General features: G+C 72.5%; 16 protein-coding genes. 11 read left to right on the top strand and 5 right to left on the bottom strand.

The annotated features are described in order from the left end of the window. Entirely contained in the window at positions 1–2,988 is a 2,988-nt protein-coding gene (locus ACGFQ9_RS24950) for a bifunctional [glutamine synthetase] adenylyltransferase/[glutamine synthetase]-adenylyl-L-tyrosine phosphorylase (protein WP_393576650.1), read from the bottom strand. A gap of 654 nt (positions 2,989–3,642) precedes the next feature. Between ACGFQ9_RS24950 and ACGFQ9_RS24945 the strand changes: the two genes are divergently transcribed. Beyond that, complete coding sequence (locus ACGFQ9_RS24945) at positions 3,643–5,730, top strand: PIG-L family deacetylase (protein ID WP_393576648.1); 2,088 nt, start codon at positions 3,643–3,645, stop codon at positions 5,728–5,730. A gap of 244 nt (positions 5,731–5,974) precedes the next feature. Beyond that, complete coding sequence (locus ACGFQ9_RS24940; RefSeq protein WP_393576646.1) at positions 5,975–6,484, top strand: hypothetical protein; 510 nt, start codon at positions 5,975–5,977, stop codon at positions 6,482–6,484. Positions 6,485–6,577: 93 nt separating this feature from the next. Here the strand turns inward: ACGFQ9_RS24940 and ACGFQ9_RS24935 are convergent, their stop codons facing one another. After that, complete coding sequence (locus tag ACGFQ9_RS24935; RefSeq protein ID WP_365110299.1) at positions 6,578–7,939, bottom strand: glutamine synthetase family protein; 1,362 nt, start codon at positions 7,937–7,939, stop codon at positions 6,578–6,580. Positions 7,940–8,099: 160 nt separating this feature from the next. Between ACGFQ9_RS24935 and ACGFQ9_RS24930 the strand changes: the two genes are divergently transcribed. The 3 genes from ACGFQ9_RS24930 to ACGFQ9_RS24920 all read left to right on the top strand — a co-directional run bounded on the left by ACGFQ9_RS24930 (position 8,100) and on the right by ACGFQ9_RS24920 (position 10,140). Next, on the top strand, positions 8,100–8,570 hold the full coding sequence (locus ACGFQ9_RS24930; protein ID WP_393576643.1) for a hypothetical protein: 471 nt from the start codon (positions 8,100–8,102) through the stop codon (positions 8,568–8,570). A gap of 68 nt (positions 8,571–8,638) precedes the next feature. Next, positions 8,639–9,295, top strand: coding sequence for a DUF3105 domain-containing protein (locus tag ACGFQ9_RS24925; RefSeq protein WP_393576641.1), 657 nt, complete (start codon positions 8,639–8,641; stop codon positions 9,293–9,295). A 146-nt stretch (positions 9,296–9,441) separates the two neighbouring features. After that, on the top strand, positions 9,442–10,140 hold the full coding sequence (locus ACGFQ9_RS24920) for a DUF305 domain-containing protein (RefSeq protein WP_393577084.1): 699 nt from the start codon (positions 9,442–9,444) through the stop codon (positions 10,138–10,140). Between the two features lie 109 nt (positions 10,141–10,249). On the opposite strand, the gene ACGFQ9_RS24915 is transcribed toward ACGFQ9_RS24920, so the two are convergent. After that, positions 10,250–11,236, bottom strand: coding sequence for an alpha/beta fold hydrolase (locus ACGFQ9_RS24915; protein WP_393576639.1), 987 nt, complete (start codon positions 11,234–11,236; stop codon positions 10,250–10,252). Then, positions 11,233–11,919 carry a DUF998 domain-containing protein gene (locus tag ACGFQ9_RS24910; RefSeq protein ID WP_393576637.1) on the bottom strand — a complete coding sequence of 229 codons (687 nt, stop codon included), beginning with the start codon at positions 11,917–11,919 and terminating at the stop codon, positions 11,233–11,235. Before ACGFQ9_RS24910 ends, ACGFQ9_RS24915 begins: the two co-directional genes overlap by 4 nt. Before the next feature lie 243 nt (positions 11,920–12,162). On the opposite strand from ACGFQ9_RS24910, the gene ACGFQ9_RS24905 reads away from it, so the two are divergent. Together ACGFQ9_RS24905 and ACGFQ9_RS24900 are read left to right on the top strand one after the other, a co-directional pair. After that, entirely contained in the window at positions 12,163–13,587 is a 1,425-nt protein-coding gene (locus ACGFQ9_RS24905) for a DUF4190 domain-containing protein (RefSeq protein ID WP_393576635.1), read from the top strand. A gap of 98 nt (positions 13,588–13,685) precedes the next feature. Beyond that, positions 13,686–15,440: an NAD+ synthase gene (locus ACGFQ9_RS24900; RefSeq protein ID WP_393576634.1), complete on the top strand. Its 1,755-nt coding sequence runs from the start codon at positions 13,686–13,688 to the stop codon at positions 15,438–15,440. A 54-nt stretch (positions 15,441–15,494) separates the two neighbouring features. On the opposite strand, the gene ACGFQ9_RS24895 is transcribed toward ACGFQ9_RS24900, so the two are convergent. Continuing rightward, positions 15,495–16,523 carry an endonuclease/exonuclease/phosphatase family protein gene (locus ACGFQ9_RS24895; RefSeq protein ID WP_393576633.1) on the bottom strand — a complete coding sequence of 343 codons (1,029 nt, stop codon included), beginning with the start codon at positions 16,521–16,523 and terminating at the stop codon, positions 15,495–15,497. Positions 16,524–16,864: 341 nt separating this feature from the next. On the opposite strand from ACGFQ9_RS24895, the gene panB reads away from it, so the two are divergent. The 4 genes from panB (at position 16,865) to ACGFQ9_RS24875 (ending at position 21,558) form a co-directional block, all read left to right on the top strand. Next, complete coding sequence (panB, locus tag ACGFQ9_RS24890) at positions 16,865–17,728, top strand: 3-methyl-2-oxobutanoate hydroxymethyltransferase (RefSeq protein WP_393576631.1); 864 nt, start codon at positions 16,865–16,867, stop codon at positions 17,726–17,728. 159 nt (positions 17,729–17,887) lie between these two features. Continuing rightward, positions 17,888–18,955, top strand: a complete 1,068-nt coding sequence (locus tag ACGFQ9_RS24885) for an ATP-binding cassette domain-containing protein (RefSeq protein ID WP_393577083.1) — start codon at positions 17,888–17,890, stop codon at positions 18,953–18,955. Continuing rightward, positions 18,952–19,821 carry an ABC transporter permease gene (locus ACGFQ9_RS24880; protein WP_393576629.1) on the top strand — a complete coding sequence of 290 codons (870 nt, stop codon included), beginning with the start codon at positions 18,952–18,954 and terminating at the stop codon, positions 19,819–19,821. The genes ACGFQ9_RS24885 and ACGFQ9_RS24880 overlap by 4 nt, the downstream gene beginning before the upstream one ends. 186 nt (positions 19,822–20,007) lie before the next feature. Continuing rightward, complete coding sequence (locus ACGFQ9_RS24875) at positions 20,008–21,558, top strand: IPT/TIG domain-containing protein (RefSeq protein WP_393576627.1); 1,551 nt, start codon at positions 20,008–20,010, stop codon at positions 21,556–21,558. Positions 21,559–21,564: the final 6 nt, after the last annotated feature.

Here is a 21,564-nt window from a genome sequence, read left to right as displayed (position 1 = left end):
CTACGCGCCGTAGAAGAGGTCGTCGACCACCGCGCGGGCGCGGCGCGTGACGCGGCGGTAGTCGTCCAGCATCTCGCCCACCCGGCCTTCTCCGTAGCCGAGGTAGCGGCCCACCGCGGCCAGTTCGCGGGCCTCCGAGGGGAAGGTGTCCCCGGCCCGGCCGCGGACCAGCATCACCGCGTTGCGCACCCGGGTGGCCAGGACCCACGCCTCGTCGAGGACCTGGGCCTCGTCGGTGGGGATCAGTCCGGCCGCGGAGGCCGCCGCCAGCGCGGCACGGGTGCGGGTGGTGCGCAGGCCCGGCTCGGCCCAGCCGTGGCGGAGCTGCATCAGCTGGACCGTCCACTCCACGTCGCTCAGTCCGCCGCGGCCGAGCTTGGTGTGCAGGGTGGGGTCGGCGCCGCGCGGCAGGCGTTCCGACTCCATCCGGGCCTTGAGCCGCCTGATCTCGCGGGCCGCGTCCTCGCCGAGCCCTTCCGCCGGGTACCGCAGCGGGTCGATGAGCTCGGTGAAGCGGCGGCCGAGGTCCTCGTCGCCGGCGACCGGTACGGCGCGCAGCAGGGCCTGGCTCTCCCAGACCAGCGACCAGCGCCGGTAGTAGGCGGCGTAGGAGGAGAGGGTGCGGACCAGCGGGCCGGAGCGGCCCTCGGGGCGCAGGTCGGCGTCGATCAGCAGCGGCGGGTCGGCGGTCGGGAGCTGGAGGAGGCGGCGCATCTCGGCGATGACGGTCTGTGCGGCCTTCGCCGCCTCCTGCTCGTCGACGCCCTCGCGCGGCTCGTGGACGAAGAGGACGTCGGCGTCGGAGCCGTAGCCGAGTTCGTGGCCGCCGAACCGGCCCATGCCGATGATCGCGAACCGGGTGGGCAGGGTCTCGCCCCAGTGGTGGCGTACGGCGGCGCGCAGGGCTCCGCCGATGGTGGCGGCGGTGAGGTCGGAGACGGCGTCGCCGACCCGGTCGACGAGGACGCCGGGGTCCTCGGTGACGGGCTGGTCCTCGGTGCCGTACGAGGCGATGAGGTCGGCCGCGGCGGTACGGAACAGCTCGCGCCGGCGGACCCCGCGGGCGGCGGCGACGCCGGCCTCGGGGTTCTCGGCCCGGCCCACGGCGGCCAGCACCTCCTGGTCCAGGGCCTCGTGGGTGCGCGGCTGCAGGCCCTCGGGGTCGCCGAGGAGGGCCACCGCCTCGGGGGCGCGCATCAGCAGGTCGGGGGCGAGGCGGCCGGCGGACAGCACCCGGGCGAGGTTCTCCGCGGCGGCGCCCTCGTCCCGGAGCAGCCGCAGGTACCAGGGGGTCTTGCCGAGGGCGTCGGACACCTTGCGGAAGTTCAGCAGCCCGGCGTCCGGGTCGGCGGAGTCGGCGAACCAGCCGAGCATCACCGGCAGCAGGGTGCGCTGGATGGCCGCCTTGCGGGTGACTCCGGAGGCGAGGGCCTCCAGGTGGCGCAGGGCGGAGGCCGGGTCGGCGTAGCCGAGGGCCTCCAGGCGCTGTCCGGCCGCGGCCGGGGAGAGGCGGGTCTCGCCGGGGGCGAGCTGGGCGACGGCGTCGAGCAGCGGCCGGTAGAACAGCTTCTCGTGCAGTCGGCGCACCACGGAGGCGTGCCGCCGCCAGGCCTTGTTGAGCTCGGCGACGGGTTCGGTGCGCAGGCCCATGGAGCGGCCGAGGCGGCGCAGGTCGGCCTCGTCCTCGGGGACGAGGTGGGTGCGGCGCAGCCGGTAGAGCTGGATGCGGTGCTCCATGGCGCGCAGGAACCGGTACGCGTCGCCGAGCTGGGCGGCGTCGGCCCGCCCGACGTAGCCGCCGGCGGCCAGGGCGTGCAGGGCGTCGAGGGTGGTGCCGGAGCGCAGGGTGGCGTCGCTGCGGCCGTGCACGAGCTGGAGCAGCTGGACGGCGAACTCGACGTCGCGCAGGCCGCCGGGGCCGAGCTTGAGCTCGCGGTCGACGTGCGAGGCGGGGATGTTGTCGACGACGCGGCGGCGCATCTTCTGTACGTCGGCGACGAAGTTCTCGCGTTCCGCGGCCTGCCAGACCATGGGCGTTATGGCATCGATGTAGGCGGCGCCGAGTTCGGCGTCGCCGGCCACCGCGCGGGCCTTGAGCAGGGCCTGGAACTCCCAGGTCTTGGCCCAGCGCTGGTAGTAGGCGAGGTGTGAGGCGAGGGTGCGGACCAGGGGGCCGTTGCGGCCCTCGGGGCGGAGGTTGGCGTCGACGGGCCAGATGGTGCCCTCGACGGTGGTCTCGGAGCAGATCCGCATCAGGTGCGAGGCGAGCCGGGTGGCGGCCTGCAGGGCCTTGGCCTCGTCGGCGCCGTTCGCGGCGTCCCCCACGAAGATCACGTCGACGTCGGAGACGTAGTTGAGCTCGTTGCCGCCGCACTTGCCCATGGCGATGACGGCGAGCCGGCACTGCGCGGCGTCCTCGGGGGCCGCGGCGGAGGCGATCCGCAGGGCCGCGCGGAGGGTGGCGGTGGCGAGGTCGGCGAGTTCGGCGGCGGTCTGGGCGACGTCGGTGGTGCCGCAGACGTCGCGGGCGGCGATGGAGAGCAGGCAGCGGCGGTAGGCGACCCGGAGGGTCACCGGGTCGTGCGCCTCGGCCAGTCCCTCCTCGAACTCGGCGAGGCCGGGGTGCAGATCGGCCGCCTCGTAGGTGACCAGCGCCTGCCAGTCGCGCGGGTGGCGGGCCAGGTGGTCGCCGAGGGCCTCGGAGGCGCCGAGCACCCCGAGGAGCCGGTCGCGCAGCGGCTTGGCGGTGATGAGGGTGGGGAGCAGCGCGGGCGGGTCCGACTCCTGCTGCGCCTCGGCGAGGCGGACGAGGCCGCGCAGCGCGAGGTCGGGGTCGGCGGTCGCGCCGAGTGCGTCGAGCAGGACCGGATCGGCCCGTACGGCGGCCAGCGCCTCGGAGTCGAGCAGCCGCGCGGCGGCCTGGGGGTCGGTGAACCCGCTGCGCAGCAGCCGGATGAAGGTGCTGCTCCTGCGTCCCGGGACCGTCATCCCGCCGCCTTTCGTCCCGCTCCTGCGCCGTGCCCCTGTTCCCGTCCGAGCCTATCCGCAGCGTGCCCGCGGCGCCGGACCCCCGCCGCCACTGCGTCAGATCCGGTCTGCGGAGGCGCGGCCGGGCCGCCTCCGGGCAGGTCGAGGAGGCTTCGGGGCGGCGTCCGGTGCCGCACACGGCCCACACGTGTCAAAGATCACATCACCTGCCGGATTCGCGGTGCGCGGTGCGGGCACAGCAGGCCGGCGACTGCGTCCGGCCTGCTTGCCGCCCCGGCGCCAGATCCCAGCAAGGCCACCCGCAGGGAGCGCCAAACCCCCTGCCGACCAGGCGTTTTCCGGTATCCGGAGGTCCGTGTGCGCTGTCGCGACGGTCAGCCGACCCGCCCGGGACGGTGCCGCAAATCAGGCCATACGCAAACGAACCACAATGATCATTACCAATGCCCGATGATCGCGGACAACCTGACGTCCACTCACGGTCCGCATCCCGGGCGATTTTTCCTTTCACAAATGCGCGGGGCACAATCACCTCCGCTCGCAACCGGAATGAGTGGTGTCACCTACCGACGCGGTGAACCAAGTTCCCCGTTTTGGCCTCTATCTGACTGCTCGGCGAATTTCCGCACCGTACCGACCACTCAGGGGTGACTGATGCTTCCCGCCCTCCGCATCCGCCTCGCGGCCATGCTCACCGTCCTCACCGCCGGGGCCACCGGCGTCCTCGCCGTCGCCTACGGCCAGGAGACGGGCGTGGACGCCGCACGCGAGCCCGCGGACCGGAAGACGAGCATCCGCCCGGCCGGCCCCGCCGACGGCTCGGTGCTGCAGATCGTCGCCCACCCCGACGACGACCTCTTCTTCATGAACCCGGACGTCAGCCGCACCCTGCTCGCCGGGACCAAGGTCACCACCACCTATCTCACCTCCGGCGAGTCCGACGGCATCAACGCCAAGGGCAAGGAGCCCAAGCCGCCGGCCGACACCGCCGCCTACGCCGAGGCCCGGCAGAACGGCATACGCGCCGCCTACGCCGAGATGGCGACCGGCGACCGCGCGTCCGCCTGGAACCGCGTCTCCATACCCACCGCCGGCGGCGGCCAGGCCGAGGTCGACACCCTCATCGCCAAGCCCCAGGTGAACCTGGTGTGGCTGCAGCTGCGCGAGGCCGGCCACATCGGCGCCGACCGCCCGAACAGCCTGCGCGGCCTGTGGAACGGGCGGATACCCGCCCTGAACTCCGTGCTCACCAAGGACAGCCCGGTCAAGCAGCCGTTCACGTACACCAAGGAACAGGCGATATCCACCATCGCGGGCGTCCTCGACCGCTACCGGCCGACGACGATACGCATGCAGGACCCCACGCCCGGCAAACACCCCAAGAGCGGTACCCCGGACGACCACCAGGACCACATGTTCGGCGCCCGGTTCGCCCAGGCCGCCGTCGAGCGGTACACGCAGGTCAAGGACCGCCCGCACTTCACGGTCCAGAACTACCTCGGCTACCACAACGGCGTCCTGCCCAGGAGCCTGGACCCGCAGACGGTCCAGGCGAAGGTGGGCTCCCTCCGGACGTACGGCTGGGCCGACCACCAGAACCACTGCGGCTCCCCCTACGGCTGCGGCGACCGCAAGGTCGGCAACCTGCCGACCGGCCACATCTGGGCCCACAGCCTCCGCTACACCCGCGCCGACAGCACCTCCTGGCTCGTCCAGGGCGCCGGCGGCAAGCTCTGGGCCTTCGCCTCCCTCGACGGCGGGATGGCGTACTGGACCCGGGCCGGCGCCGGCCCGCAGGCCGCCTGGACCGGCCCGGTGCTGCTCCCCGGCGGCGGCATCGACCCCGGGGTCTCCGCCGCCCGCCTGCCCGACGGCCGGATCGCGGTCGTCGGCACCCGCACCACCCTCGGCCAGCGCCCGCAGGACTACCGCCGCGAGGTCGTCTACGCCGTCCAGAAGACCCCGGACGGCACCTTCGGCGCCTGGCAGTCGGCCGGCACTCCGGAGGCCGCCGACGCCGACGGCTACTCCGCGATCAGCGGCCCCGCGACCGCGGTGGACCGCAACGGCCTCCTCACCGTCTACGTACGCGACGCCAGGCGCAGCCTGCGCTCCGCCACCCAGCTGCCGGCCGGCGGCTTCGGCCCCTGGCAGCAGCTGGGCGGCGGCGACCTGCAGAGCGACCCGGTGACCGCGACCGACGCGGCCGGCCGCACCCATGTCTTCGCCTCCACCGGCCGCACCGTCCTGGCCTGGACCCGGCCGGCCGCGGACGCCCCGCTCCAGGGCCCGTTCGTGACCGGCCTCCCGCCGACCACCGTCCCGCTCACCGCGGCACCGGAGGGCCAGGGCGTCCGGCTGTACTTCCGCCGCCCCGACTCCGGCGTGGTCCGCTCCGCCCTGGTCACCGCCGCCCCCGCGGGCAGGCCGGCCGTCTCCCCGGTCACCGAGCACGGCGGCCAGGCCGGCTACGGCGCGGTGAGCGTCGCGGGCACCCTGCTCTCGGGCCGTGCGGACAAGGGCACCGTGGGCTCCACCCCGCTGACCGGCGCCCCGGCCTGGGGCCAGTCCCAGACGATGTTCTCCGGCGCCCCGGCGGGCCTGGTCGAAGCCACCGGCACCACCACGGTGGTCCTGGGCGTCGACGCCCGCCTGCACGCCACCACGGCCCCCACCCGCCGCACCGACACCACCCCCGACCCGGACGCCCCCCGCGCGGCCTGGCGCCCGGTCGTCAACTGACCGCACGAACGCCCCCGAACGCGCGAGAGCCGGGACACCCGTCGGGTGTCCCGGCTCTCGCGCGTCCGAGGCCCCCTGTCCGTGACAGGAGACGCGCCGGGAAAGTCATCCTCGCGGTGACCGTCTCTACTCCGAGCATCCCAATCCGGGCATGACTCTGCGTCCGGCGTGAGATTGCTCTGTCGGCGACGCCCCCTGGAGGAGCGTCGCGCACCTCTCTCCCCTCCACGGAAACGGAGACCCCATGCGACGCGTCCTCGCGACCGCGCTCCTCACCGTCGTCGCCGGTGCCGCAGGCACCACGACGGCCACCGCCCAAGGCGAGCACTTCATCGGACCGGTCACCTGCACCACGTCCCTGACCTCGGGCATCACGTGCAGCGGCAAGGCAGCGGGCCTGGGCAACCGCGCCACCGGCGCCTTCATCACGGCGGATTCCGTCGAGGCCGAGTACGTGTGCTCGAACCGGGGCGGCAACATCGCACCCGGGCAGGGCACCGAGTTCAACCAGGTGACCGGCCCGACGAGGACCTTCCAGGCGCGCAACGGCCAGATCACCTTCAGCAACGTGAACCTCCCCATTCCCGAGCAGCCGTCGGCGCGGGACGTGTGCCCCAACGGGAACTGGCGGGTCAACCTGATCCAGATCCACTACGACAACGTCGTCCTGCACATCCAGCAGGGCGGAGTGGATCTGCTGACCAAGCCCATCGGCGACATCACGATCCCGCCGGAGGGCACGTTCCAGTTCTGACCGGAACACCCCGCACACAGGCAGGGCCGGCGACGCACCGTCGCCGGCCCTGCCTGCCGTGTCTGTCCGCCCGATGGGCCCTGTGGCCCGCGGTTACAGCACCGGGAGGTTCTTGCGGAGTTCGAAGGCGGTGACCTCCGAGCGGTACTCCTCCCACTCCTGCTTCTTGTTGCGCAGGAAGAAATCGAATACGTGTTCACCGAGGGTTTCGGCGACCAGTTCGGAGCGTTCCATCAGGGTGATGGCCTCGCCGAGGTTCTGCGGGAGGGGCTCGATGCCCATCGCGCGGCGTTCCGCGTCGGAGAGGGCCCACACGTCGTCGTCGGCGCCGGCCGGGAGTTCGTAGCCCTCCTCGATGCCCTTGAGGCCCGCCGCGAGCAGGACCGCGTACGTCAGGTACGGGTTGGCGCCCGAGTCGATCGAGCGGACCTCGACCCGGGAGGAGCCCATCTTGCCCGGCTTGTACATCGGGACGCGGATCAGCGCGGAGCGGTTGTTGTGGCCCCAGCAGATGTACGCGGGGGCCTCGCCGCCGGAGCCGGCGGTGCGGCCGGAGCCGCCCCAGATGCGCTTGTAGGAGTTGACCCACTGGTTGGTGACCGCCGCCGTCTCGGCCGCGTGGCGCAGCAGGCCGGCGATGAAGGAGCGGCCCACCTTGGAGAGCTGGTACTCGGCTCCCGACTCGTAGAACGCGTTGCGGTCGCCCTCGAAGAGGGAGAGGTGGGTGTGCATGCCCGAACCCGGGTACTCGGAGAACGGCTTCGGCATGAAGGTGGCCTGGACGCCCTGTTCCAGCGCGACCTGCTTCATGACCAGGCGGAAGGTCATGATGTTGTCCGCCGTGGAGAGGGCGTCGGCGTAGCGGAGGTCGATCTCCTGCTGGCCCGGGGCGCCCTCGTGGTGGCTGAACTCGACCGAGATGCCCATGGATTCGAGCATGGTGATCGCCTGGCGGCGGAAGTCCATGCCGACGTTCTGCGGCGTGTGGTCGAAATAGCCGGAGTTGTCCGCCGGGACCGGCCGGGAGCCGTCCAGCGGCTTGTCCTTCAGCAGGAAGAACTCGATCTCCGGGTGGGTGTAGAAGGTGAAGCCCAGGTCGGAGGTCTTGGCCAGGATCCGCTTGAGGACGAAGCGGGGGTCGGCGAAGGAGGGGGAGCCGTCCGGCATGAGGATGTCGCAGAACATACGGGCGGTGCCCGGGGCCTCGGCGCGCCACGGCAGTATCTGGAAGGTCCCCGGATCCGGCTTGGCGATCATGTCGGATTCGTAGACCCGCGCGAAGCCCTCGATCGCGGAGCCGTCGAAGCCGATGCCCTCGTCAAATGCCTGTTCCAGCTCGGCGGGGGCGACCGCGACCGACTTGAGGAAGCCGAGCACGTCGGTGAACCACAGGCGCACGAACCGGATGTCGCGTTCCTCGAGCGTCCGGAGGACGAATTCCTGCTGCTTGTCCATGGGCTCATCCTCGCAGTTCAGACGACCTGTGCACCACCATCGCCAGGACCTGGCGCGGCCAGTATCGCGGGCCGTGGTTTCCGCCAGATTACGCACCCCCGGAGTCACCGGGCACCCCGCACTGACCGCTCGGGCGTCATGAGCACTACCATCGGCGCCCATGGGGGGCAGGTCTCACACGCAGCGCGGGCGCGGAGTACGCCGAGCGGCGCTGCTGTGCGCCCTCGGGACGCTGGTCGGAGCGCTGTTCCTGTGCGCGCGTACGGGTGGCGGCGAGGCCGCGGACCGGCTCGTGGCGCACGGCGTCGCCGGAGCGGCTTCCGGTCCGGCCTCAGGGGCCCTGCCGGGGCCGCCCGGCGTGCGCGCCGCGGCTCCCGTCACCGGGCCCGGCCCCGGGCCCGTCCCCGCACACCGGGCGCACGCCTCGTACGTGTGCCCGTACGACCTGCCCGCCTGTTCCCCCTTCTCGCACGTCACGCCCGGCCTGGTGCCCGTGCCACCGCCCGCCGTGGCCACGCACGGGGCCGAGCCGGCGCCGGTCGCCGCGGTGCGGGCGGCGGGCGCGGCGCGGCCGGTGCAGCCCCCGGCCCGGGCACCCGACCTGCATGTCCTTCAGGTGCTGCGGACCTGACCGGTCCGGTCGCCGACGACCCTCGCCGATCCACCCACCCCCCTCAGCAGAAGGACAGGCACACCAAGATGGCCACCAAGACCAACAACCAGGGCGGCAGCTCCCGGCAGCAGCGGATAGCCGAGATGCGGCGCGTCGAGCAGGCCCGGGACCGCCGCATCAAGATCATCACGATCACCGTTTCGGTACTGATCGTCGCGGGCATCGTCGGCGGCGCCGGCTACGTGGTGATGGACCAGAAGGACAAGGAGAACAAGCGCACCGAGGCCCTGAAGAAGCCGGTGGACGGCGAGAAGAACTGGGACGCCAAGAAGCTCGGCCGGAACCACGTCGAGACCCAGGTCAAGTACGAGATGACCCCGCCGGTGGGCGGTGACCACCACCCGCGCTGGATGAACTGCGACGGCGACGTCTACCCGAGCGCGATCCCCGAGGTCAACGCGGTGCACTCGCTGGAGCACGGCGCCGTCTGGGTGACGTACAACGAGAAGGCGCCGAAGGCGGAGATCGACAAGCTCGCCGAGAAGGTCAAGAAGACCCCGTACTCGCTGATGAGCCCGGTGAAGGAGCAGTCCGGCGCGATCATGCTCAGCGCCTGGGGCAAGCAGCTGACCGTGGACAGCGCGGCCGACCCGCGGGTCGACACGTTCTTCGGCAAGTACGTGCAGGGCCCGCAGACCCCCGAGCCGGGTGCCGCCTGCACGCAGGGTGTGACGGCTCAGTGAGCCAGGCGGAAAAAGGGACAAGGGCCGGGGACGGTGCCGAGGCCGTAGCCGAGACCGTGGCCGTGGCCGTGGCCGTGGCCGTGGTCGACGGCGCCGCCGTTCCCGCGGCCCGTCCGGCGCGTACGGTGCGGGTGGCGGTCGGCGCGGTGCTGCTGGCGCTGGTGCTCGCGGCGGCGGCCACGGTCGCCGTGGCGAGCGGGTCCTCCGGCTCCGGGGCGGACGCCCCGGACAACGCCTCGGCCGATGCGGGCTTCGCCCGGGACATGTCGGTCCACCACCAGCAGGCGGTGGAGATGTCCTTCATCGTGCGGGACCGCACGAAGGACGAGGCGGTCCGCAGCCTCGCCTACGACATCGCCAACACCCAGGCCAACCAGCGGGGCATGATGCTGGGCTGGCTGGACCTGTGGGGGCTGCCGAAGGTGGAGCCCGGTCAGGCGCCGATGGCGTGGATGGCCGAGTCCGGCGGGTCCGTTGGGTCTGACGGATCCGGCGGGTCCGGCGGGTCCGGTGGGCACTCCGGGCACGGCGGTGGCCACGGCGGTCAGGGCGGTCACGAGATGGGCGGCGTCAAGACGAAGCCCGGCGCGCTGATGCCCGGCATGGCCACCAAGGAGGAGATGGCCCGGCTCGGCACCGCCGAGGGCGTGCAGGCCGAGATCCTCTACCTGCAGCTGATGACCGAGCACCACAAGGGCGGCGTCGCGATGGCCGAGGGCTGCGCGAAGCAGTGCGAGAACCCCGTCGAGCGCAAGCTGGCCCAGGGCATGGTGGACGCCCAGCAGTCGGAGATGCTGCTGATGGCGGACATGCTCAAGCAGCGGGGCGCGAAGCCGCAGGAGTAGCGGCACGCCGCCGGGGCCGGCGCGGCCGTACGCTCACCCGTACGGCCGCGCCCGGTCTCCCGGTCCGATCCGGCCCCGGTCCGGACCCGGTCCGGACCGGTCCGGTACGTCAGGCAGGGCCGGCCGCGCCCAGCACCGCCCGCGCGATCTCGTGCGGGCGGTCCAGCATCAGCAGGTGGCCGGCCGGTTCTGCCACCTCGAAGCGGGCTCCGAGGGTGTCCGCGAGGGCGGCCTGCCGGGCGAGCCAGCGCAGGGCCGGACGGCTCGCGGAGCCGTCGTGGGCGGCGAGGACCACGACCGGAGCGGTCAGCGGACGGGTCCTCCGCAGGGCCAGGACCTCGGCGGCCATGTCCGGGTAGCGGGCGTTCTCCAGCAGGGCCCCGCGCCAGACCCGGCCGGTGCGGTAGCAGCGGCGGACGAGGTCCCGCGCGGCCGCGGGCCGGGCCGCCCCGTCGGCACCGTCAGCCCTGTCGGCACCGTCAGCCCGGCCTGCACCGCCGGCCGGGCCTGTCCGGCCGGCCCCGTCGGTCCGGCCGCTCCGGGAGAGCCGTACGGCGGCGCGGCGGACCAGCGGTCCCAGGGCGGCGGGCAGCCCGGCGGCGGTCACGGCCGAGCCGAGGGCGCGCGCGGCAGCGGTGCGTACGGCGGTGCCGGCGGCGGTCGTACGGACGTCCTCCTCCACGCTGCTGTCGATCAGGAGCAGGGCCGCGGTCCGGTCCGGGTACAGGCGGGCGAACGCCTCCGCGTGGAACCCGGCGATCGAGTGCCCGGCCACCGTCACCGGACCGGCCGGCAGGCACGGGTCGAGCGCGTCGAGCAGAGCGGCGATCCGGTGCGCCTCCCCGGCGGCCGTCGGCGGTACGGCGGCGGGGGCGCTGAGCCCGTGGCCGGGGCGGTCGAAGCGGACCACGGTGCGGTGCGGAGCGAGCAGCGCGGTGACGGCGTCCCAGTCGAACCAGCTCAGGGCCAGCCCTGCGGACAGGACACAGACCGGTCCGCGGCCCTCGACGCGTACGTGCAGCGGCACCCCGTCCCGGCCGGCCCGTACGAAACCGGACCAGTTCCCTCCAGGTGCCAAACCCGGCCCGGCGCTCATGTCCGGCGTTCCCGGTACACCGAGTACGCGAGCACGCCGAGCCAGACCGCGACCAGCAGCACCTGCAGACGCTGGCCGGCGCCGAGCGCCCAGGTGCCGCGTCCGGCCGTGAACATGGCAATCGCGCCGAGGGTCCAGGCGGTGGCGAGGAGTTCCAGCACCACCAGTGCGGGGCCGTACCGGGCGAGCGGGGCGAACCAGCCGTAGCGGCGGGCGGCGACGGTGAGCGCGACGATCGCGACGAGCGCGCCGCACATGGCCAGACTGCTGCTGATGGCGTGCGCCTGGTGGGTGGCGGGCACCAGCCCGGCGGTTTCCCGGGAGGCGCAGGCCGGGTCCACGGTGGGCTTGCAGCTGAGCGGCAGCCAGGCGTCGGCTGCGGTGGCCGCGCCGAACAGGGCGACGCCGTGCCAGCCGATCACCGACCAGAGGCGGCGGGTCTCGGGGTACTTGGCCAGCCGGATCAGCGCCAGCAGGCCGCCCGCGAAGGCGAGCAGTCCGGCCGTGAAGTCGGTGGCGCGGAACAAGCCGCCGAGGGGCTGGTCCCGGGCCGCGAGCTCGCTGACGTACGTCTCGATGGGGTTCAGCCCGGTGGAGAGGACGACTTCGAGCACCCACGCGGTGTAAGCGGCGGCGCTCAGACCGAGGAGAGCGGCGATCAACCGCGTACCTTGTGTGGACATAATGCGACTCATCCTAAGCAGGGTGGGTCAGGGACGGCGTCGGGATGCCGCGCGGGCATCCGCATCCGCATCCGCATCCGCCCTGCAAGACGCGTGGACGGGCGGGCTCGTTGCCCCGGAGTGGCGTGACGCGCGCAACGGAAGGACGGCGAGGGCAAACCCCCTTTGAGGGCGGGTCAGGCTCATGACAGGCTGGGCGGCAAAACCGCACGACATCGCCGCCACGTGAGGAACGTCCCAGGCATGAGCACGCCGCCCTCGAACCAGCCGCACACCACCCCGCCCGCCGGCTCGCCCGAGCCGACGGTCACCGAGGGCGTCGCGATACCCGCCGAGACCCCGGCCGCCGAACCGGCGGACGCGGCACCGGCCACGCTCTCCCTCGACAAGGCGCCCGCCCCCGCTGAGACCCCGGCTCCGGCCGAGGCTCCGGCGGAGACGCCGGCCGAGACCGACGCGCCCACGCTCGCCGAAGCCCCGGCCGCGCCCACGCTGTCGCTCGACAAGGTGCCCGCGCCGGCGGACGCCCCTGCGGCCCCGGCCCCGGCCCCGACCCCCGTCGACGCCCCGGCGCCGGCCCCCGTCGAGCCGGCCGCTGCCGCGCCGGGCCCGTTCGCGTCTCCGTCTCCGGCACCGGCCCCGGCAGGGGCCCCCGCAGAGGCCGCCGCCTCCGCCCCGAACCCCTTCGCGCCGCCCGCTCCGGCCGGCGCGGCCGCTGCCGCGCCGCAGCCCGGCGCGTTCGTCCCGCCCGCGCCCGGCGCCCCCGCGCCGTACGGAACCCCGGGCGCGCCGGGTGGCCCCGGCAACGCCTGGGGCCAGTACCCCGGTTACCCGGCCGCCCCGTACCCCGGCGGCCCGGCCTTCACGCCGCCGGCCGACCAGAACGGACTGGCCCTCGGCTCGCTGATCATCGGCGCCCTGGCCTTCGTGCTCGGCTTCGTGCCGTACCTCTTCGCGGTCGTGTTCACCTTCGGCGCGACCGCCATCGGCACCGGCGTCGCGGGCCTCGCCAAGGCCAACAAGGGCGGTGGCCGCAAGGGCATGGCCATCACCGGCATCGTCCTCGGCTCGCTCTCCTTCCTCTCGATGATCGTGGGCGTCGTCTTCACCATCCAGATCTCCGTGGACGCGGACAAGCGCGACGACGCGCGCTACGAGCGGAGCCTGGACGACTACGAGGACGACTCCGACTCCGACTCTGACTCCGAGTCGGACTCCGATTCCGACTCCGGGTACGGCGACAGCGACAGCTACGACGACCTGCCCGGCCCGGACAGCCCGCTCGCCTTCGGCAAGACCTACCGCTACCAGGACGGGGTCGAGGTCACCGTCACTGAGGTCAAGGGCTACAAGCCCGAGCCGAACGCCTACATGCCGGACCGCCCCACCTCGGCGGCCAAGGTGACGGCCACCATCAAGAACGGCTCCGACAAGAAGATCGAGATCCGCCTGGCCCTGCCCTCCGCCCGCGACGACAAGGGCGTGGAAGTGGACCGGCTGTTCGACGACGAGGTCTACAAGCCCTTCGAGGGCACCCTGCTGCCGGGCCAGTCGGCCACCGCGGTCTTCGGGTACGGCCTCACCGAGGGCACCAAGGGCCTCCAGTTCGAGATCTCCCCGGCGGCCGTCGGCTACGAGAACGCCATCTGGTCGGGCAACCTCAGCTGACCTCCAGGCCCCCCGTGACCCCTGTCTCCCGCCGTGGAGACAGGGGTCACTCCGTAGGTTCCAGGACATCGCGTCAGAAAGACGATTACACTGGATCCGTGCCTCAACTTCGCCTCGCGCTGAATCAGATCGACGCACACGTCGGCAACATCGCGGCCAACGCCGACGCGATCGTGCACTGGACCCGGCACTCCGCCGAGCAGGGCGCCCACCTGGTGGCGTTCCCCGAAATGGCGTTGACCGGCTACCCCGTCGAGGACCTCGCCCTGCGCGCCTCCTTCGTCGAGGGATCCCGGGCCGCACTCCTCGAACTGGCCGCCCGGCTGTCCTCCGAGGGACTCGGTGAACTCCCCGTGGTCGTCGGCTACCTGGACCGGGCCGGAGGGACCGAATCCCGGCTCGGCCGCCCGGCCGGCGCGCCCGAGAACGCCGCAGCCGTCCTGCACCGGGGCGAGGTGGTGCTCCGCTTCGCCAAACACCACCTCCCCAATTACGGGGTGTTCGACGAGTTCCGTTACTTCGTGCCCGGCGACACCCAGCCCGTGGTCCGGGTGCGCGGGGTGGACGTGGCCCTGGCCATCTGCGAGGACCTGTGGCAGGACGGCGGCCGGGTCCCCGCCACCCGGTCCGCCGGGGCCGGCCTGCTCATCTCGGTCAACGCCTCGCCCTACGAGCGCAACAAGGACGACGTACGCCTGGAGCTGGTGCGCAAGCGCGCCCAGGAGGCCGGCTGCACCCTCGCCTACCTGGCCATGACGGGCGGCCAGGACGAGCTCGTGTTCGACGGCGACTCGATCGTCGTCGACCGCGACGGCGAGGTCATCGCCCGCGCCCCGCAGTTCCGCGAGGGCTGCGTCCTGGTCGACCTCGACCTGCCGGCCGCCGCCCCGGACGCACCGGAGGGCGTGGTCGCCGACGGCCTGCGCATCGACCGCGTGGTGGTCTCCGGGGAGCCGGTGGAGCCGTACGAGCCGGAGGTCACCGGCGGACAGGCCGACCGGCTGGACGACGACGCCGAGGTCTACGGGGCACTGGTCACCGGACTGCGCGCGTACGTCCGCAAGAACGGCTTCCGCTCGGTGCTGATCGGGGTCTCCGGGGGCATCGACTCCGCCCTGGTCGCCGCCCTCGCCTGCGACGCCCTCGGCCCGGAGAACGTGTACGGCGTGTCGATGCCGTCCAAGTACTCCTCGCAGCACTCCCGGGACGACGCCGCCGAGCTGGCCCGGCGTACCGGCCTGCACTTCCGGACGGTGTCCATCGAGCCGATGTTCGACGCGTACATGGGCTCGCTGGGCCTGACCGGGCTGGCCGAGGAGAACCTGCAGTCCCGGCTGCGCGGCACCCTGCTGATGGGCCTGTCCAACCAGGAGGGGCACATCGTGCTGGCGCCGGGCAACAAGTCCGAGCTGGCGGTCGGCTACTCCACCCTCTACGGCGACTCGGTCGGCGCCTACGGGCCGATCAAGGACGTCTACAAGACGGACGTGTTCCGGCTGGCCCGCTGGCGCAACAGGACCGCCGGGGAGCGCGGCGAGACCCCGCCGATCCCGGAGAACTCCATCGGGAAGCCGCCGAGCGCCGAACTGCGCCCCGGCCAGGTGGACACCGATTCGCTGCCCGACTACCCGGTCCTGGACGCCGTCCTGGAGCGGTACGTGGACCGGGACCAGGGCCTGGCGGAGATCGTGGCGGCCGGTTACGACGCCGAGCTGGTGGCGAAGACGATCCGCATGGTCGACCGGGCGGAGTACAAGCGCCGCCAATACCCGCCGGGCACCAAGATCTCCGCCAAGGGCTTCGGCAAGGACCGGCGGCTGCCCATCACCAACGGCTGGCGCGAGCACCCCTGAGGGCCGGGGCCCCGGCCCTGACGCGCGGCCCGGCCCCTACGGACGGCCCGGCCCCTACGGACGGACGGTGACGCGGGCGGCGACGGGAAGGTGGTCGCTGCCCGTGCGCGGGAGGGTCCAGGAGGCCTCCGGCTTGATCCCGCGGACCATGATCTGGTCGATCCGGGCCATCGGGAACTGGGCCGGCCAGCTGAAGCCGAAGCCGTCGCCCGCCGCGCCCTGGGTGGAGCGCATCTGCGAGGTCACCGGGGAGAGAGCCCGGTCGTTCATGGTGCCGTTGAGGTCCCCGAGCAGGATGACCCGGCGCAGCGGCTCGTGGGCCAGTGCCTGGCCGAGCGCCTCGGCGCTGTTGTCGCGCTGGTTGGCGGTGAAGCCGGCGTTCAGCTTGACCCGTACCGAGGGCAGGTGCGCGACGAACACGGCCACATCGCCCTGCTCGGTCTTCACGGTGGCGCGCATCGCCCGGATCCAGCCCATCTTGATGTCCACGGGCAGGGCGCTGGTCAGCGGGTACTTGCTCCACACGCCGACCGTGCCCTCGACCGCGTGGTACTTGTAGGTGCCCTCCAGGGCCTTCTCGTAGACGGGCACCGCGCTCGCCTTGAGCTCGGTCAGGGCCAGTACGTCCGCCCCGGCCGCGGCCACCGACTCGGCGGTGCCCCGGGGGTCGGTGTTGTCGGCGTCGACGTTGTGGGTGGCGACGGTGAGGTTGCCGCCCGAGCCGGACTTGTCGAAGACCAGGCCGCCGAAGAGGTTGAGCCAGACGGCGAGGGTCAGCAGTATCGCCAGCAGCGCGGTGGCGGACTTCCGGACGAACGCGCCGGCGAACAAAAGCGGAACGGCCACCCCGAGCCAGGGGAGGAAGGTCTCGATCAGGCTGCCGGTGTTGCCGATGTCGTTCGGCAGGTAGGCGTGGAAGACCATCACCAGCGAGAGCAGGCCGGCGAGCACCGCCAGCACGATCCCCCGCTTCCAGATGCCCCCGTCTTTGCGCAGGTCGGCGAGGCGGCGGCGGACGCGGGACCCGGAAGGCTCGGGCTCCGAGCCGCCGTTCCCGGTGTCCGTCATATACGCCTGTGCCATACCACTGTCCTCGCTGCCGTGCTCGCGCTCCGTCCCCGCCCCTTGACCCTAGGCGATATCCGGAGCCTTCCGTGACGTACCGTTCCGGTTCGTACGACCGGGAGGACGAAGGTGCGCAGGACACAGGTTCCCCTTGTCACGAAACGCGCACATTCCGCCCGCGCGCGCCGCCGCCGGGGCGGGGAGCTTCCGTACCCGGCCCTTGCACGCCGCCGCGCCCGGCTCCTGTGTGCCGCCGCACCCGGCCCGATACTTCCGCCCCGGCCCGCCCGGGTGCGACGATGTGAGTGAGTCCGGGGACACCGTCAGGGTGCCTCGAGATGACACAAGGAGCAGTTGCAATGACGCATGCCCCCGTTTCGCCTGCCCGCGAAACATCCGGCCCCGTCCTCTACGGAGGCAAGGGCACCCGGCGCATCACCGTCCGCGACCTCACCCTCGCCAAGGAACGCGGCGAGAAGTGGCCCATGCTCACCGCCTACGACGCGATGACCGCGTCGGTCTTCGACGAGTCCGGCATCCCGGTCATCCTCGTCGGCGACTCGATGGGCAACTGCCACCTCGGCTACGACACCACCGTCCCCGTGACGATGGACGAGATGACCATGCTGTCGGCCGCGGTGGTCCGCGGCACGAAGCGCGCCCTGGTCATCGGGGACATGCCGTTCGGCTCGTACCAGGAGGGCCCGGTGCAGGCCCTGCGCAGCGCCACCCGGCTGGTCAAGGAGGCGGGCGTCGGCGCGGTCAAGCTGGAGGGCGGCGAACGCTCGCTGCGCCAGACCGAGCTGATCGTGCAGTCGGGCATCCCGGTCATGTCCCACCTGGGGCTGACCCCGCAGTCGGTCAACGCCATGGGCTACCGGGTCCAGGGCCGCGGCGACGAGGCGGCGCACCAGCTGCTGCGCGACGCGAAGGCGGCACAGGACGCGGGCGCGTTCGCCGTGGTGCTGGAGCTCGTGCCGGCGGAGCTGGCGGCGGAGGTGACCCGGTCGCTGCACATCCCGACCGTGGGCATCGGGGCCGGCGCCGACTGCGACGCGCAGGTACTGGTGTGGACCGACATGATGGGCCTCACCGGCGGGAAGATGCCGCGCTTCGTGAAGCAGTACGCCGCTCTGCGCGCCACCATGGGCGACGCGGCGAAGGCATTCGCGGAGGACGTGGTGGGCGGAACGTTCCCGCTGGAGGAGCACAGCGTGCACTGACGACATCGTCAGCCTGCCCGGCAGCCCGTCGACACCTCGGTGTCGGCGGGCTGCCGGCATTTCTGTCGGCAGCCCGTCGGGTCCCGTCGGCGTCCCGTCGGCGTCCCGTCGGCGTCCTGTAGGCGCTCTGTCGGTGCGTTGTCGGTGGCCGCTGCTCTCATGGTGGGCATGACGCGAATCGACAAGAATCCCCGGCACGGCGCGGCGAACGCCGTGGAGGTGCGGGGGCTGGTCAAGCACTACGGCGAGACCAAAGCACTGGACGGTGTGGACCTGGACGTCCGCGAGGGCACCGTCCTCGGCGTGCTCGGCCCGAACGGCGCCGGCAAGACCACCCTGGTGCGCTGCCTGTCCACCCTGATCGTCCCGGACGCCGGGACCGCCACCGTGGCCGGTTTCGACGTGGTCCGCCAGCCCCGGCAGCTGCGCCGCACCATCGGCCTGACCGGACAGTACGCCTCGGTCGACGAGAAGCTGTCCGGCTGGGAGAACCTCTACATGATCGGGCGGCTGCTCGACCTCTCCCGCAAGGAGTCCCGGAGCCGGGCGGACGAGCTGCTGGAGCGGTTCTCCCTGACCGACGCGGCCAGGAAGCCCGCGATGAACTACTCGGGCGGCATGCGCCGTCGGCTGGACCTGGCCGCCTCCATGATCGGCCGGCCGGCCGTGCTGTACCTGGACGAGCCCACCACCGGCCTCGACCCGCGCACCCGCAACGAGGTGTGGGACGAGGTGCAGCGCATGGTCGCCGAGGGAGCCACGGTGCTGCTCACCACCCAGTACATGGAGGAGGCAGAGCAGCTCGCGCACGAGCTGACGGTCATCGACCGCGGCAAGGTCATCGCCAAGGGCAAGGTGGACGAGCTGAAGGCCCGGGTCGGCGGCCGTACCCTGCGGATCCGCCCGGTGGACCCGGCCGACCTGCCCGGCATGGCCCGCTCGCTGGCGGAGGCGGGGCTGGACGGGCCGGCCGGCTCCCAGGCCGTGCCCGACGAGGGCGTGCTGCTCGTGCCGATCCTGAGCGACGAGCAGCTGACCGCGGTGGTCGGCCTGCTGGGCGCCCGCGGCTACGCCGTGGCCGACCTCGGCACCTACCTGCCCAGCCTGGACGAGGTGTTCCTCTCCATCACCGGCCACAAGGCCGGGCCCGTCCCCGGCACGGACGGCACCAACGGCACCGACGGCGCCGACGGCACGCACCAGCACACCGAGGAGGTCGCGGCATGAGCGCCGTCACCACGACGCCCACCCGTACGCCGTCCGGCAGCCCGTCCGGCACCCCGGCCGGCGGGTCCGCCGTCCCGGAGCCGGAGGGCCGGATCCCGCTGCGGGCCCACCTGCGGCACATCGGCGCCCTGGTGCGCCGGAACGCGCTGCAGATCAAGCAGGATCCGGAGTCGATGTTCGACGTCCTGCTCATGCCGATCATCTTCACCCTGCTGTTCACGTTCGTCTTCGGCGGCCAGATGTTCGGCAAGGACAACCTCGACCAGTACGTCAACTACCTGGTGCCCGGCCTTATGGCCATGATGGGCATGAACATCGCCATGGCGGTGGGCACCGGCGTCAACGACGACTTCAAGAAGGGCGTGATGGACCGCTTCCGGTCCATGCCGATCGCCCGCTCCTCGGTCCTCATCGCCAAGATCGTCGTCGAGCTGGGCCGGATGATGGTCGCCACCACCATCCTGCTGATCATGGGCTTCGTGCTGGGCATGAGCGTGCACGGCTCGGTGCTGCACGTGCTGGCCGCCGTAGCCCTGTCCATGGCCTTCGGCGCCTCGCTGATGTGGATCTTCATCCTGCTGGGGCTGACGATGAAGACCGCCCAGGCGGTCCAGGGCACGGCGATGCTGGTCCTGATGCCGCTGCAGTTCGGCAGCTCCATCTTCGCGCCGGTCACCAACATGCCCGACTGGCTGCAGTCCTTCACCGACGTGAACCCGTTGTCGAACCTGGCCGACGCGGCCCGGCACCTGATCAACGACGAGGGCGCGATCGCCCAGCCGGTGCTGATCACCCTGGCCTGGGCGGTCGGCATCACCCTGGTGACGGCGCCGCTCGCGGTGCGGAAGTTCCGCAACAAGAGCTGAGCCGGTGCGGTCCGCGAGGCGGGAGCGGCGGCCGGGGGATCCCGGTCCGGCCGCCGCTCCCGCCTCCTGGCCCGATCGCATGAACCCGGGGCCCGCCTCCCGCCGGGATCCCCCGGCGAAAAGTAGGTTGGCCGCGAACCTGCTCCGGCCGGACCGGGCGATTGGGCGATCCCCAGAGGAGCGAGCATGGCGACCGACCGGAACCAGCCGACCGTCCCGCAGCCGACGGGCCCGCAGGTGACCGTCCCACAGGTGACCATGACCCTCTCCGCGATCGCGGCGACCGCCGCCACCCCGCGCCCCTCGGGCGAGACCCTCGCGGAACACAGCGCCCGGATCACCCTCGGCATCAACCAGCAGCTGGCCGACACCTCGCTCGCGACCCAGGGCACCTGGGTCCTCTCCTGGCTCGGGGTGAGTCCGGGCAACGCCAACCTGGCCTACCTCGCCACCAACACCGACGGCTCCAACTCGTTCGCCGTGGTGATCCGCGGAACCGTCGGCAACGTGACCGACCTGCTGGAGGACCTCGACGTCGGCACGGTGGTCCCGTTCAACCTCGCCGGAGTGCCGTCCCGGGTGTGGGTCGCCAAGGGGGCGATGAAGGCGTTCACCGAGGTCGTCGGCATGAGCAGCACGGAGGGTGTCACCCTGGCGCAGGCACTCGCCACCGCCCTCGGCCGGGCGCAGCCGCACCCGACCGTCTACGTGACCGGCCACAGCCTGGGCGGCTGCATCGCGACCATGGTCGCCCCGTACCTCCAGACGCTCACCTGGCCCGACGGGAAGCCGAACTTCGAGCTGCACACCTTCGCCGCCCCCACCGCCGGCGGAGCGGACTTCGCCGCATACGTCGACTCCCTGGAGTGGCAGGCGAACGAGCGCCACTACAACATCAACGACCTGGTGCCGCAGGCCTGGGACAACCTCGACGTGGTCAAGGACGAGCCGTGGTACCCCGCTCCGGGCCCGGTGGCGGACGACGACGTCAAGGCCGTCATCGGGACGCTCGCCGCGCTTCCCGGTCCCCACGTCTACGTCCAGCCGGGCAAGGACGACCCTCTGAACGACAGCTACGACCCGGTGGACCCGAACGTGGTGAAGAGGTCGGTCCAGGACTTCATGGGCCAAGTGGCCTTCCAGCACGCCAACTCCACCTATCTGGGCCTCCTCGGCGCGCCCGACGTGCCCTCGGGTCCGGTGGTGGCCCTCGTGACCCCCGTCGGTACGGCCGGCGGCCCGGTCGAGGTCGTCGGCAGCGGGTTCGGCGACGGCGTCATGGTCGACTTCGGCACGCTGCCGGCCACCAGGGAGTACGTCGTCATCCCCGACGAAGGGGTCATCGCCTGGACGCCCTCCGAAGGCGTCGGCGTGGTCGACGTCCGGGCCACGAACAACCTGGGCACCTCCCCGGCCGTGCCGCGCGGCGTGTTCGCCTACGGCGGCCCCGCCGCCGTGGCGGTGACCGGCATCAGCCCGGACACCGGCCGGGCGAACGACCAGGTCACGGTCAGCGGCATCGGCGTCGTCTTCGCCCAGGACGCCCAGGTCTACTTCGGCGACAACCCCGCCGAGCTCCTTGCGTGGGCCCCCGAGCAGCTGCTCGTCAAGGCGCCCAGCCCGACCATCGGCATCGGCAAGTCCGCGACCGTCAACATCACCGTCATGTCGAACGGCTACTCGTCCCCCGCGACCCCGGCGGACGAGTTCACCTACCTGGAGTTGGACCAGGGCTGAGGCGGG

Source organism: Streptomyces sp. NPDC048603, assembly GCF_043199475.1.
Lineage (GTDB): Bacteria > Actinomycetota > Actinomycetes > Streptomycetales > Streptomycetaceae > Streptomyces.
Note: the sequence above shows the minus strand (reverse complement) of the source record. Positions and strands in the feature narration are given on the sequence as shown.

Excerpts from the sequence above, each read along its gene's own strand:
- ACGFQ9_RS24925 (WP_393576641.1), top strand. The coding sequence starts at position 8,639 with ATGGCCACCAAGACCAACAACCAGGGCGGCAGCTCCCGGCAGCAGCGG.
- ACGFQ9_RS24880 (WP_393576629.1), top strand. The coding sequence starts at position 18,952 with ATGAGCGCCGTCACCACGACGCCCACCCGTACGCCGTCCGGCAGCCCG.
- ACGFQ9_RS24905 (WP_393576635.1), top strand. The coding sequence starts at position 12,163 with ATGAGCACGCCGCCCTCGAACCAGCCGCACACCACCCCGCCCGCCGGC.
- ACGFQ9_RS24895 (WP_393576633.1), bottom strand. The coding sequence starts at position 16,523 with ATGGCACAGGCGTATATGACGGACACCGGGAACGGCGGCTCGGAGCCC.
- ACGFQ9_RS24875 (WP_393576627.1), top strand. The coding sequence starts at position 20,008 with ATGGCGACCGACCGGAACCAGCCGACCGTCCCGCAGCCGACGGGCCCG.
- ACGFQ9_RS24915 (WP_393576639.1), bottom strand. The coding sequence starts at position 11,236 with ATGAGCGCCGGGCCGGGTTTGGCACCTGGAGGGAACTGGTCCGGTTTC.
- ACGFQ9_RS24935 (WP_365110299.1), bottom strand. The coding sequence starts at position 7,939 with ATGGACAAGCAGCAGGAATTCGTCCTCCGGACGCTCGAGGAACGCGAC.
- panB (WP_393576631.1), top strand. The coding sequence starts at position 16,865 with ATGACGCATGCCCCCGTTTCGCCTGCCCGCGAAACATCCGGCCCCGTC.
- ACGFQ9_RS24930 (WP_393576643.1), top strand. The coding sequence starts at position 8,100 with ATGGGGGGCAGGTCTCACACGCAGCGCGGGCGCGGAGTACGCCGAGCG.
- ACGFQ9_RS24885 (WP_393577083.1), top strand. The coding sequence starts at position 17,888 with ATGGTGGGCATGACGCGAATCGACAAGAATCCCCGGCACGGCGCGGCG.
- ACGFQ9_RS24945 (WP_393576648.1), top strand. The coding sequence starts at position 3,643 with ATGCTTCCCGCCCTCCGCATCCGCCTCGCGGCCATGCTCACCGTCCTC.
- ACGFQ9_RS24950 (WP_393576650.1), bottom strand. The coding sequence starts at position 2,988 with ATGACGGTCCCGGGACGCAGGAGCAGCACCTTCATCCGGCTGCTGCGC.
- ACGFQ9_RS24940 (WP_393576646.1), top strand. The coding sequence starts at position 5,975 with ATGCGACGCGTCCTCGCGACCGCGCTCCTCACCGTCGTCGCCGGTGCC.
- ACGFQ9_RS24910 (WP_393576637.1), bottom strand. The coding sequence starts at position 11,919 with ATGTCCACACAAGGTACGCGGTTGATCGCCGCTCTCCTCGGTCTGAGC.